Here is a 13,389-nt window from a genome sequence, read left to right as displayed (position 1 = left end):
GTACGGTGTGCCCGCGCACGCCGACCCGGACGGAGAGACATGGAAGACAGGGGGACGGCGCACGGCGCTGTTCACGAGCGGCTCGAGGCATCGGGCAGTGTCGATACGGTCGGGGCCCCGGCCGCCTCGAAGGTCGTGGAACCGGCGGTGGTCGCCCCCCGAACGGGTGAACACGACCTCAAACTGCGCACAGTGGTCGAGCGGGCCCGACGGCGGATCGGCCCCGGCGCGCTGCCGTATCTGCTCGCCGCATGCTTCTTCCTGGTCTACACCACGCACTCCCTACTGCGGCATCGCCGGATGGAGACGCACGCCTACGACCTGGGTCTGTTCGAACAGGTGGTCAAGGCGTACTCGAACTTCGAGGCGCCGGTATCGGACATCCGGGGACCCGACTTCAACGTGCTCGGCGAGCACTTCCACCCGATCCTGGCGTTGCTCGGCCCGATCTACCGGATCTTTCCCGGCCCGAGCACCCTGCTGGTCGCCCAGGCATTCCTGGTCGCCGCCTCGGTGGTACCGATCACCCGGATCGCCGCACGCGCGTTCGGCACACTCGGCGCCGCCGGACTCGGCATCGCGTACGGGCTGTCCTGGGGCATCCAGTCGGCCGTCTCGTTCGACTTCCACGAGATCGCGTTCGCGGTACCGCTGCTGGCCTTCGGTCTCGACCGATTCCTGCTCGGCCGGTATCTGCAGGCGCTGGCCTGGTGGTTGCCGCTGATCCTGGTCAAGGAGGACCTCGGGCTCACGCTGGCCGCCGCGGCCGTGCCGCTGGTGCTGGTGCGCCGCTGGAAACTGGCCGCCGTGCACGTGCTGATCGGGGTCTCCGCGTTCGCGCTGGCGATCTTCGTGCTGCTGCCGGCAGTCAACCCGAACGACACGTACGCGTTCTGGGGCAACCTCGACTCGTCCCAGCGCTCCGGCAACGCGGATCCCAAGACGTCGCTGAGCCAGGTGCCGATCGCCGAACTGGTCGTCGAACTGCCCAAGTCGATGGTGTTGCCCAGTGCGAAGTGGATGACGCTGTTCACGCTGCTGCTGCCCACCGGGTTCATCGCGCTGCGCTCGCCGATCCTGGCGATGATCGTGCCGACGATGTTGTGGCGGTTCACCTCCAGCAACGAGTTCTACTGGGGCACCTACTTCCACTACAGCGCGGTGCTGATGCCGATCGTGTTCGCGGCCTTCGTGGACGGCGTGGTCAGGTTGCGCGCGTCGCGGGTGGACTGGTTGCGTCGGTACGCGGCCAAGGCCGCCATCGTCCCGCTCGCGGTGTCCCTGGCGTTCGCGCGCGACTTCCCGCTGATGGACCTGCTGCACAAGCGCACCTGGATGGTCCAAGACCGGGTGCACTCGGCGCACAAGGTGCTCGACCAAGTCCCGGACGACGCGACGGTGTCGGCCACGATGAGCTTCTCGCCGCAACTGGTCGCGCGGGCGGGACGGGTGACCGACTTCCCGACCATCCTGCCCGGCCCCGGTTACGCGGCGATCGAGGTGTGGGGCGACAACAAGGACTGGGCCCGCTACTGGATCGCGCATCTGATCGGGCAGGGCTTCACCGAGGTCGCCCGCGAACCGGGCGCGGTCCTGCTCAAGCGCGACTGATCCCGGACGCCCCTCCGCGACCCCTCCCGAGCGACCCGCCCGCTCCCCTCCGCGCCGCTCCCGCGCTCGGCCGTCCGAGTTCTTCGGGTCCCTTCCGCTCGCCGCGGCCGGGTCGGGCATGCGTCGCCGGGTGCCGCCCGGCCCACCCCGCCGAGTCCCCCCAGTGCCCCCCGCCGAGGCCCCGGCGCGGCTCCCGAATGCCTCCGAGCCTGCCGCGAGGCTGCCCGACGACCGCTGAAACTCCCAGATTTGCCCTGATCAGGGCCCCTTTTTCCGCCCTGTGTCGGGAGTTTGTCACAAATGCGCGGGAAGGGACTCCCATGCCAGGCATCATTAGTTACTCTGTGTTGAGTAAGACAAGCTCACAGTGACGGGTTGGTGTATCGTCCGAGTCGTGGGGCGTTGAGAGACGTGCGCGGTCGGGTGTTGCACCCCCGTCGCGCCGGCGCCGACCGCCCCGCCTCACGGCTGGGGTGTGAGGGCCGGTGCAGTGCCATGAAGCGTCGTGAAGGCGACTTCGGGCAGAGGGGAGTGCGAAATGCCGGGGGACCACTGCCGGAGTGGCCGAGCCATGACGACCCGGTGCGGCTGCTGATCTTGGCCGACACCCCAACCCAGCGGCAGCTGAAGTACCTGATCGTGCCGCTGTGTCTCGTGTATGCGATCGGTGCGCTCCAGGGCTGGGGCAATCCGACGCTGTCGCTTGCGATGGGCGACTTCGGTCTGGCGGCCGCGGCTGCCGTGGCGGCCGTCTCGTGCGCGCTCAAATCCGTGCATGAATCCGGACGGGCCCGGTTGTCCTGGGCGCTGTTCGCCTTCTCGGCCACGATGGTCTCGCTCGGCAACGGGATCTGGGGCTGGTACGAGGTCGTCCTCGACGTCCCGGTGCCCACGCCCGGTCCCACCGACGTGATCTTCCTGCTGTTCGCGCCGCCCACCATCGTCGGCCTGGTCCTGGTGGCCCAGCGCCCGCGGGGCATCGCGGCGTGGACCTGCATGGCGCTGGACGGTTGGCTGATCGCGGGCTCGCTGTTCACGCTCGGGTGGAGCCTCGCGCTGGCCCGCAATACCAACGGGGACCGCTCGGACATCATCAAGATCGTGCTCACCCTCGCCTACCCGGTGCTCGACATCCTGATGATCAGCATGGTCCTCGGCCTGCGTTTTCGGGCCGGTTCGGGAGATCGCGCGGCACTGAATCTCGCGCTGGTCGGCCTCGCGGTCACCGTGATGAGCGATGCGTTGTGGACCACACCCGGGTTGAACAGCGGATATCGCTCCGGCGGCCTGCTGGACGCGGGCTGGTTCGCGGGCAGTCTGCTGCTCGCCATCGCGCCGTGGACCGGCGAGCGGGTCGAGGCGCACGAGCGACCGCGGCACCGCACCATCTCGATGTTGTCCGCGCTCACCCCCTACATCGCCGCCGCCGTGTGTACCGCGGGCGTGCTCGGCGGCGCGGTGGCCGGGCACGCCCCGGACAAGGTGGTGCTCGGGGTCGGCGCGACCGTACTGGTCACGCTGGTGCTGCGGCAGGGCATCACGCTCGTCGACAACGTCTTCATGGCCCAGGAACTGTCCGCCAAGGAAAGCCACTTCCGGTCCCTGGTGCAGGGCTCCAGCGATGTGATCATGATCGCGGCCGGCGACGGCGTGCTCCAGTACGTCAGCCACGCGGTGCGCCGGGTGTACGGCTTCGAGCCGGAGGAGTTGGTCGGCACCCGGCTGGAACTGCTCATCCATCCCGAGGAGAGCGCACGTGTCCAACGCGAGCTGCGCGCGTTCTTGGACGGTGCGGTGCCGGTGGGCGGGGGGGACACCGCGATGGTGCGGGTCGAGTGCCGGATCCGCTCGGCCGGTGGCACGTGGTTGCACACCGAATCCGCGGTCAACCGCTACGGCGACGGGCTGATCTTCAACAGCCGCGACGTCACCGACCGGATCAAGCTGCAGACCCAGCTGGAGCACGACGCCTTCCACGATCGGCTCACCGACCTGCCCAATCGGGCCCTGTTCGAGGACCGGATCCAGCACGCGCTGGCCCAGCGGCGCGGGATCACCCCCACGGTCGCGGTGCTGTTCGTGGACCTGGACGGGTTCAAGGCGGTCAACGACAACTACGGGCACACCGCGGGCGACGAACTGCTCGTGCAGGCGGCGCGCCGGCTCGAACACGCGGTCCGGATCGGCGACACGGTGGCCCGATTCGGCGGCGACGAGTTCGCCGCACTCCTGGTCGGCGACCCCAGCCCGCGCGCGATCCGGGAGATCGCCGAGCGGTTGTTGACCACGCTGTCCGCGCCGTACCGGATCGCGGACGGGGAGGTGCGGGTCGCGGCCAGCATCGGCATCGCCTTCTCCGCGCCGGGGATCGCCCCGGCCGAGCTGATGCGGCACGCGGACGCCGCGATGTACCGGGCCAAGGACGGCGGCAAGGGCCGGGTGGAGGTCTACACCCCGGACATGGACGCGGACGTGGAGCGCCGCGCGGCCCGGGCCGCGGGCCTGCGCCGGATGGACCGGGACGGACGCCTGGCCGTCTCGTACCAGCCGGTGGTGGACCTGGACACGGGCCGGGTGCGCGACGTGGAGGCCGCGCTGTGCCGGGCCGAGGACGGTGTGGTACCCGGCCGGGTGGACCACGTGCGGCTGACCGCGGGCGCCGAGGGCCGACTCTCGCCGGTGGGCCGCAGGCTGCTGGAGGAGAGCGCGCTGGCCGCCGCGACCTGGCGCGCGGCCGGTCACGACATCGGGGTCACGGTCGGCCTGGCCGCACGCCAGCTCACCGGGCCGGGCTTCCTGGACGTGCTGGAGGAGACGCTGCGCAGGGCCGACCTGCCCGCCGCGGCGCTCACCCTGGAGATCACCGACAACGTGCTGCCGGACGGCGACGAACTGCTGCTCGGCCGGATCGCGGTGCTGCGCCGACTGGGCGTGCGGTTGTCCCTGGACGACTTCGGCACCGGGCACTCCTCGCTCACGTACCTGCGCCGGCTGCCGGTGGACGCGCTCAAGATCGACCGTTCGTTCGTGGCCGAGGTCGGCACGTGTCCACATCTGACCGTGCTCACCTCGACCATCGTCCGGCTCGGGCTGGATTCCGGGCTGACCCTGGTGGCGGCCGGCATCGACAGCCACGCGCAGGTGGACATACTCCGGGAGATGGGATGTCAGCGCGGGCAGGGCAGTTGGTTCCATCCGGCGGTGTCCGGGGATGCGATCTTCGATGTGCTCGGTCAGATGCCGCTGGGCAACAGCGCCGTCCGCGGCCCGCGGCCCGAGCCGCTCCCGGAGGCCCGCCCGGCCCTGCCGGTCCAGGTGCCCAGACCGCAGGTGTGACGGGTGGCACGCCGATCCGAGGGCCGGCCGAAACCATGACGTCCCGTCAGTCCTGGACAAAGAATCCCGAATACTGAGACGCGTGAAGAGTCGGCTTGACACGTACACGGGCGCGGAGGGAGAGTCGCGGGCATGCAGACCCGCATCCTCGTACTTGAGAAGCGCGTGCACTGACCACCGAGTCGGTTCGCGCGCCCCCTCCGCTTGCCTAACGGCACGGGGGGTTTTTTGTTGCAGTCCGACGGGTCCGGGCCTCGCGCCCCACTCGATATGCCGACTTCAGATCGAGAAGAGACGAAAGCATGACCGATCAGGTGACAGGAGCCCAAGCGCTGATCCGCTCCCTGGAAGCCGCAGGGGTGGACACGGTCTTCGGCATTCCCGGGGGCGCGATTCTTCCCGCCTACGATCCGATGATGGACTCGACGAAGGTGCGCCACATCCTCGTCCGGCACGAGCAGGGCGCGGGTCACGCCGCGGAGGGATACGCGCAGGCCACCGGCAAGGTCGGGGTGTGCATGGCCACGTCGGGCCCCGGCGCGACCAACCTGGTGACGCCGATCGCCGACGCGCACATGGACTCGGTGCCGATCGTCGCGATCACCGGCCAGGTGGCCAGTGCCGCGATCGGTACGGACGCCTTCCAGGAGGCGGACATCTGCGGCATCACGATGCCGATCACCAAGCACAACTTCCTGGTCACCGACCCGGCCGAGATCGCGCCCACGATCGCCGCGGCGTTCCACATCGCCGCCACCGGCCGGCCCGGCCCGGTCCTGGTCGACATCTCCAAGGACGCGCTCCAGGCGACCACCGAGTTCATCTGGAACGGCACCCCCGAACTGCCCGGCTACCGCCCCGTCACCCGGCCGCACGCGAAGCAGATCCGCGAGGCCGCCCGGCTGCTCAGCGAGGCCAAGCGTCCGGTCCTGTACGTCGGCGGCGGGGTGCTCAAGGCGCACGCGTCGGCCGAGCTGAAGATCCTCGCCGAGCTGACCGGCGCTCCGGTGGTCACCACGCTGATGGCGCTCGGCGCGTTCCCGGACAGCCACCCGCAACACCTGGGCATGCCGGGCATGCACGGCACGGTGGCCGCGGTCACCGCGTTGCAGAAGTCGGACCTGATCTTCGCGCTCGGCGCCCGCTTCGACGACCGGGTCACCGGCAGGTTGGACACGTTCGCGCCGCACGCCAAGATCGTGCACGCGGACATCGACCCCGCCGAGATCTCCAAGAACCGCACCGCGGACGTGCCGATCGTCGGCGACGCCCGCGAGGTGATCGCCGACCTGGTGGTCGCGGTCCAGGCCGAGCACGAGGCCGGCCGGTTCGGCGACTACCAGGAGTGGTGGACCGCGCTCAACCGCTGGCGCGACACCTACCCGCTGGGCTACGACGTGCCGGCGGACGGCTCGCTGTCGCCGCAGCTGGTGATCGAGCGGCTCGGCGCGATCTCGGGCCCGGACACGATCTTCGCCTCCGGCGTCGGTCAGCACCAGATGTGGGCCTCGCAGTTCATCCGCTACGAGAAGCCCTACACCTGGCTCAACTCCGGCGGCGCCGGGACGATGGGCTACTCGGTGCCGGCCGCGATGGGCGCCAAGGCCGGCATGCCGGACACCACGGTGTGGGCGATCGACGGCGACGGCTGTTTCCAGATGACCAATCAGGAACTGGTCACCTGCGCGGTCAACGACATCCCGATCAAGGTCGCCATCATCAACAACGGCACCCTGGGCATGGTCCGCCAGTGGCAGACGCTCTTCTACAACGAGCGCTACTCCAACACCGACCTGCAGAGCCGCCGGCTGCCGGACTTCGTCAAGCTCGCCGAGGCGATGGGCTGCGTCGGGCTGCGCTGCGAGAGCCCGGACCAGCTGGACGAGATCATCCACAAGGCGATGTCGATCAACGACGCGCCCGTGGTCATCGACTTCGTCGTGCACCAGGACGCGATGGTGTGGCCGATGGTCGCGGCGGGCTCGTCCAACGACGAGGTGATGGCCGCACGCGACGTGCGTCCCGACTTCGGCGACTCGGACGACTGACAGGCCGACAGGGCATCAGGAAGGCATAGGAGTCCAGCGATCATGTCCAAGCACACCCTCTCGGTCCTCGTCGAGAACAAGCCCGGTGTCCTCGCCCGGATCACCGCACTGTTCTCGCGTCGGGGCTTCAACATCGACTCGCTCGCCGTCGGCACCACCGAGCATCCGGACATCTCGCGGATCACCATCGTGGTCAGCGTGGTCGAGGAACTGCCGCTGGAGCAGGTGACCAAGCAGCTGAACAAGCTGGTCAACGTGCTCAAGATCGTCGAGCTCGACCCGCCCGCGTCGGTGCAGCGCCAACTGCTGCTGGTCAAGGTGCGCGCCGATCACGAGACGCGGTCCCAGGTGGTCGAGATCGTCCAGCTCTTCCGCGCCAAGACGGTCGACGTCTCGCCGGAGGCGGTCACCATCGAGGCCACCGGCGGTCCCGACAAGCTGGCCGCGATGCTCCGCATGTTGGAGCCGTTCGGGGTCAAGGAACTCGTCCAGTCCGGCGTCGTGGCGATCGGCCGCGGCGGCCGCTCGATCACCGACCGTTCGCTGCGGTCTGTCGAGCGCTCGGCCTGACGGATATGTCCGGACCTCGGTCCTGACGGACCGTCACGGTCCACATTTCAAACCAGCGGCACGCGCCGCGCTCGTGATTTGCGAAGATGACGAGCGGGGCGTGGCCCCTGAAACACCCTGTCTTGAAGGAGAACCCCGAAGTGGCCGAGCTGTTCTACGACGACGACGCCGACCTGTCCATCATCCAGAACCGCAAGGTCGCGGTGCTCGGCTACGGCAGCCAGGGCCACGCCCACGCGCTGTCGCTGCGGGACTCCGGCGTCGACGTGCGGGTCGGTCTGCTGGAGGGCTCGAAGAGCCGCGCCAAGGCCGAGGAGGCCGGCCTGCGGGTCGTCACTCCCGCCGAGGCCGCGGCCGAGGCCAGTGTCATCATGATCCTCACCCCCGACCCGGTCCAGGCGAAGGTCTACGCCGAGGCCGTGGAGCCGAACCTCAAGGACGGCGACGCGCTGTTCTTCGGGCACGGCTTCAACATCCGGTTCGGCTTCATCAAGCCGCCGGCCAACGTCGACGTGTGCATGGTCGCGCCCAAGGGCCCGGGTCACCTGGTCCGCCGGCAGTACGAAGAGGGTCGCGGCGTGCCGTGCATCGTCGCGGTCGAGCAGGACGCGTCGGGCCAGGGCCTGGCGCTCGCGCTCTCCTACGCGAAGGGCATCGGCGGCACCCGCGCCGGCGTCATCAAGACCACCTTCACCGAGGAGACCGAGACCGACCTGTTCGGTGAGCAGGCCGTGCTCTGCGGCGGCGCCTCGGCGCTGGTCAAGGCGGGCTTCGAGACCCTGGTCGAGGCCGGCTACCAGCCGGAGATCGCCTACTTCGAGTGCATGCACGAGCTCAAGCTCATCGTCGACCTCATGTACGAGGGCGGCCTGGAGAAGATGCGCTGGTCCATCTCGGAGACCGCCGAGTGGGGCGACTACATCACCGGCCCGCGGATCATCACGGCCGACACCAAGGCCGAGATGAAGAAGGTGCTCGCCGAGATCCAGGACGGTTCGTTCGCGACCGCGTGGATGGCGGAGTACGAGGCGGGTCTGCCCAAGTACAAGGAGTACGTGAAGGCGGACTCCGAGCACAAGCTGGAGACCACCGGCAAGGAACTCCGCAAGATGATGAGCTGGGTGACCAACGAGGCCTGATCCTCGACGAGTTGCCCGTCTTGCAGGCGGTGTGAGTGCCCCGGACCGGATCGGTCCGGGGCACTTTCCGGATCGGGCCACGGCCGTTGACGCGGGATTCACCACGCGTCGGTATCGATCGCCACCACAAGATCGCTTGAGGCTCGGCGATCATGAGCGACCCCTCGCGGATCCACGCGATTCCCAACCCCGATATGCCCCGGAGCGCGATACCGCCCGGGAACGCCGGCGGCCCGACGAATCACACCAGGGTCGAGTCACACCAACTGCGCACCTCGGCCAAGACGTTGGCGACCACCGGCGGCGAGACCAATACCGAACCGCCGGTATGGATGCCCTCGACGCCGAGGCGGCGTTCGGCGGTGGGCAGTTGCCCGGCCCGGTGAACGAGGGCCGCTGAACGAGGGCCGCTGGAAGGACCGGACCGGACCGCTCGGCTGCGGCGCGATCTTGAAGCGGGTGCGCTGGAGTCGTGGGCGCGGGGAAGCGGGCGGCCGGAGTCGCGGACGCGGGGAAGCGGGCGCGCCGGAGTCGCGAAGGCAGCGAAGTGGGTGCGCCGGAGTCGTGGGCGCGGCGAAGCGGGCGCGCGCCGGAGTCGCGAGGGCAGCGATGCGGGTGCGCCGGAGTCGTGGGCGCGGCGAAGCGGGTGCGCCGGAGTCGTGGGCGCGGCGAAGCGGGGGCGCCGGAGTCGCGAAGGCAGCGATGCGGGTGCGCCGGAGTCGTGGGCGCGGCGAAGCGGGGGCGCCGGAGTCGCGAAGGCAGCGAAGCGGGTGCGCCGGAGTCGCGGGCGCAACGTTGCTTCCTGTTGGGCGACTTCGTCGCCGGCTCGCGAGGCACCACTTTTTCTTTCCCCCGCTGCGCTCCTCCAAGAAAAAGCGGCCCCTCGCTCGTGACTTCGTGTCCCTCCGCTTCGCTCCGGGCCACGAAGTCTTGGTTTTGCGGCTCCGCCGCTCTCCGCGCTGCGCGCGTCGATCGCGTGGGGGGCGCGGGTCGTGGGCGCTGACGCGCCGGGGGCGGGTTCGCGGGTCGGCCATGGAGGGGTGGATGTGGCCGCCCGGCTTGGCTGCGGCCGAGACCACCCACTCCGGCCTCTCGCCCCCGGCGTGGCGAACCGCCGTTGGGTGGGTTGGCTGCGGCGAGGAATCAGGCTTTCCCTGGGTCGCCGAGTTGGGCCGCGGTTCGGCGCGTCAGCGCCCCCGAGGTGGGTGAGACCTCGTGATCGACGCGCGAAGCGCGGAGAGCGGCGGAGCCGCAAACCTAAGACTTCGTGGCCCGGAGCGAAGCGGAGGGACACGAAGTCACGAGCGAGGGGCCGCTTTTTTCTCGGAGGAGCGAAGCGGGGGAGAGAAAAAAGTGGTGCCTCGGGAGCCGGCGACGAAGTCGCCCAACAAGAAGCAACGTTGCGCCTGCGACTCTGGCGTGCTCGCTTCGTTGCGCCTGCGACTCCGGTGTGCTCGCTTCGTTGCGCCTGCGACTCCGGTGTGCTCGCTTCGTTGCGCCTGCGACTCCGGTGTGCTCGCTTCGTTGCGCCTGCGACTCCGGTGTGCTCGCTTCGCTGCGCCCGCGACTCCGGTGTGCTCGCTTCGCTGCGCCCCCGACTCCAGCACCCCCACGCCCCCACCCGTGGTGCCCCATCGCCCCCGCAACCCACCTCCATCCCCCGACCCCCGCTGCGCCGCATCGCCCCCCGCGCCCCCGCCCCCCGCGCCGCATCGCCCCCCGCGCCCCCGGCCCCCCGCGCCCCCGCCCCCCCCGCGCCGCATCGCCCTTCCCGCCCCGGCGCGTTCCTTAGCCGCCCCCTCGACCCAGCCCGCCCCCTCTGCCCCACCCCGTCCCAGGTCTCGCGCAACCTTCCCTCCGTGGTGGGCGTGTGGACCGTACCGGGCGTGTCATGCGGGTCGGGTCGGGGAGTGGTGGGGGGCGTTCGGCGATGGTGGATGAGGAGGTGCTTGCCGTTGCGTTCGGTGCGCTCGAACGTGATGTCGGTCGCGTTCTCGGTGGGCGGTCCGGTGGTGGGGGGAAGCCGATTCGGGTGGTGATCGCTCGGCGTCGGCGGCGGCGTGGCCTGGTCGGGGTCGGGTTTGCGCTCTTGCCGGCGCTGTTTGCGGCCTATCGCTTGGCCGCCGGCCGGAACCGATCACCCGGTCGTGTGCGTGGGTGGGGGAGAGACGCCACAGGCGGGTATTCCGGGACCCGAACCGACATCGGGTCCGCGTCTCGGGCCGGATAAGGTACCGGGTCACGGCAGGACGAACACGCCGCGACGGGACGCGGGGGAACGATGGGACGGGACACGGGCGGTCGCGCCGACTTCGACGTGTTCTACGCGGAGAGCCACGGCGCACTCGTCGCACACCTGTACGCGCTGACCGGCGATCTCGGCGAGGCCCAGGAGGCCGCGCAGGAGACGTACATCCGGGCCTGGAAGGACTGGGACCGGATCAGCGACTACGAGAACCCCGTCGCGTGGATCCGACTCGTCGGCCAACGCATCGCGGTGAGCCGCTGGCGGCGCACCCGTACCGCGCTCAAGAGCTGGATCCGGCACGGCCCCGACGGTGACCTGCCCGCGCCGGGCCCCGAATCCGTTGCCCTGGTCACCGCGTTGCGACAAATTCCCGAGGCCCAGCGGCGAGCGGTGGTGATGCACCACATGGGCGGCCTGTCGGTCGCCGAGATCGCCGCGCACGAGGGCGCGCCCGAGGGAACCATCAAAGCCCGCCTGTCCCGGGGGCGCAGCGCGCTCGCCGGGCTGCTCGCGGACGGTTCGGAGGCGGTCCGGACCGGACGGGGTTAGGCTCCGGCGCGGTCGATTCGGGTGTGCTTCGGCGGCCGTGTGTCGAGAAACCCGAAGGAATTGGCCTTCGGGTTCACATGCCAGGGCCGCATCCGAGGCAGCATGCTTGAACGAGGCAGTGCTATCGCCGCACCGGACTTGCCGTTCCGGTCCGACATCGTGGAGCGTGAGACACATGAGGGGCAGAGGGGACTCGGGTCGGGAGACGACCGTGCCGGCTCGCGGTGGCTTCCCGGAACGGACGCTGCGGCAGGACGAATTGCGCGCCGAACGGCCACCGGCGGCGGACGACGACATCTTCGGCGACCTCTATCTCGACTTCGAGGACGCGCCGACCCGCGAGCCGGTGGAGCGGATCGAACCGGCACCGCAGCGACCCGCCCACCCGCCCGCGCCGACCACGTTCGACGACGAGTACGCGGCGGCCGAAGCCGAGCCGGAGCCGGAAGGGGCCTACGAGCCCGAGCCGCGACGGGCCCACGAACCCGACCCGCAGCCGGAACGGGCCGACGAACCCGCCGCGGACCGAGTCCACGAGCCGGACCCCGACCACGCCGCCGACCCGCCGCCCGCACCGGATCCCGGCCCCGCGCCGCAGGCGGCCCCGGCACCCCGGGTCGCGTCGGGATCGCCGTGGGACCAGGCCCCCCGGCCCGCCGAGACGTTCGCGACCGAGCCGCAGGCGAACGGTGTGCCCGACCCGGTTCCGCACACGGTGACCCCGCGCGCGGTCCGACCCGACGCCCGGACTCCGGCACCACCGCCGCCGGTTCCCGCCCCGCCCACGGTCGCCGGCGGCTCCGCCGACACCACGTTCGCCGCCGGCCACGCGGTGCCGCCGCCGCCCACGGTGCCGCCGATGCCCACCTCTCCGCCGCCGGTGCCCGCGCCGCAGACCGAAATGCTGCCGGCCGCCGTGCCGGTGCCCGAGCCGGTCGAGGACGCGGACGAGTTGGACGTGCCGACCACCTCGCGCAGCGACAGCCTGCGCCGGGCCGAGGCGGCCGAGGAGGACCCCCAGGCCCACAGCGGCCCCCCGCTGGGCGTCCAGGCATCCGCGTGGTCGACCTCCTCGCACCCCGGCCGCCGCCGCGCCGCCCGGCGTGAACGGCGCGGCCTGGGCCCGGAGCTGACCGCCCGGGACAACGACGACCGGTATGCCGCGACGGGCGAGGTGTTCATCGTCGCCGACGGCCTCGGCGGCCACCCCGCGGGTTGGTACGCGGCCGACGTGGCGGTGCGCACGCTGGTGGCCGAACTGGCCGCCGCCGACCTGTCCGCGGGCTGGAGCGACCGCCTCAGCGCCGCGATCGCGGTGGCCGACCTCGCGGTGCGCCGGCACGGCGTCGCGCAGTACGAGGGCATGCGTACCACCGTGGTGGCGGCCGTCCTCCAGCACGGCAGGCTGCATTTGGCCGGATGCGGCGACAGCGTGTGCTGGCTGGTGCGCGGCGGGCGGGCGTTCCGGCTGACCGAGCAGGGCAATGCCGCCGAGTTCGGCCGACCGTGGCTGCTCACCTCCACCCCGTTGGGCGGCTCGCAGGCGCCCGAACCGGAACTGCAACGGATCGAATTGCACCCGGGCGACCGTGTGGTCCTCGCCACGGACGGTGTCGGCCATCTGCCCGACGAGACGGTGGCCGACCTGGTACACGGCGATCCCTTCCACGCGGCAACGACCTTGACCAGGACGGCTGTCGAGAGCGGTGACGACGACGCGACGGCAGTCGTGGTCGAATGCGACGCACTGCCCGTACCCGAGGGTCATCGCTCCGGCGCCGACCCTCGGGAACAACCGGAGGATGCGTCGGGTGCCCCCGGGGCCCTACGGTCGGACGGCGGAACGGCCTGGTGACGGTTCACCGGGCGAAGATGGGCGATGCCCCAG

Annotated in this window: 7 protein-coding genes and 1 pseudogene; all 8 read left to right on the top strand. The window is 70.7% G+C overall.

The features are described 5' to 3' along the window. The first annotated feature begins 147 nt into the window (after positions 1–147). The 8 genes and pseudogenes from ACZOOI_RS08295 to ACZOOI_RS08260 all read left to right on the top strand — a co-directional run bounded on the left by ACZOOI_RS08295 (position 148) and on the right by ACZOOI_RS08260 (position 13,356). A complete protein-coding gene (locus tag ACZOOI_RS08295; protein WP_465280111.1) occupies positions 148–1,611 on the top strand; it encodes a DUF2079 domain-containing protein in 1,464 nt (487 codons plus the stop codon). A 582-nt stretch (positions 1,612–2,193) separates the two neighbouring features. After that, positions 2,194–4,947: a putative bifunctional diguanylate cyclase/phosphodiesterase gene (locus ACZOOI_RS08290; protein WP_465280110.1), complete on the top strand. Its 2,754-nt coding sequence runs from the start codon at positions 2,194–2,196 to the stop codon at positions 4,945–4,947. Positions 4,948–5,222: 275 nt separating this feature from the next. Next, positions 5,223–6,995, top strand: a pseudogene (locus tag ACZOOI_RS08285) (acetolactate synthase large subunit); the annotation flags it as partial. Positions 6,996–7,037: 42 nt separating this feature from the next. Beyond that, positions 7,038–7,565 carry an acetolactate synthase small subunit gene (gene ilvN / locus ACZOOI_RS08280; RefSeq protein WP_391581341.1) on the top strand — a complete coding sequence of 176 codons (528 nt, stop codon included), beginning with the start codon at positions 7,038–7,040 and terminating at the stop codon, positions 7,563–7,565. A gap of 140 nt (positions 7,566–7,705) precedes the next feature. After that, positions 7,706–8,704 carry a ketol-acid reductoisomerase gene (ilvC, locus tag ACZOOI_RS08275; protein ID WP_396007100.1) on the top strand — a complete coding sequence of 333 codons (999 nt, stop codon included), beginning with the start codon at positions 7,706–7,708 and terminating at the stop codon, positions 8,702–8,704. A gap of 152 nt (positions 8,705–8,856) precedes the next feature. Beyond that, the gene (locus tag ACZOOI_RS08270; RefSeq protein ID WP_465280109.1) at positions 8,857–9,090 is read left to right on the top strand and encodes a hypothetical protein; all 234 of its coding nucleotides are present in this window, start codon (positions 8,857–8,859) and stop codon (positions 9,088–9,090) included. A gap of 1,895 nt (positions 9,091–10,985) precedes the next feature. Next, the gene (locus tag ACZOOI_RS08265; RefSeq protein ID WP_391581342.1) at positions 10,986–11,501 is read left to right on the top strand and encodes a SigE family RNA polymerase sigma factor; all 516 of its coding nucleotides are present in this window, start codon (positions 10,986–10,988) and stop codon (positions 11,499–11,501) included. A 175-nt stretch (positions 11,502–11,676) separates the two neighbouring features. Beyond that, on the top strand, positions 11,677–13,356 hold the full coding sequence (locus ACZOOI_RS08260; protein ID WP_465280108.1) for a protein phosphatase 2C domain-containing protein: 1,680 nt from the start codon (positions 11,677–11,679) through the stop codon (positions 13,354–13,356). Positions 13,357–13,389: the final 33 nt, after the last annotated feature.

This window comes from Embleya sp. L77 (assembly GCF_055557415.1).
The sequence above is the reverse complement of the archived record's forward strand: the minus strand, read 5'-3'. Positions and strand labels throughout refer to the sequence as shown.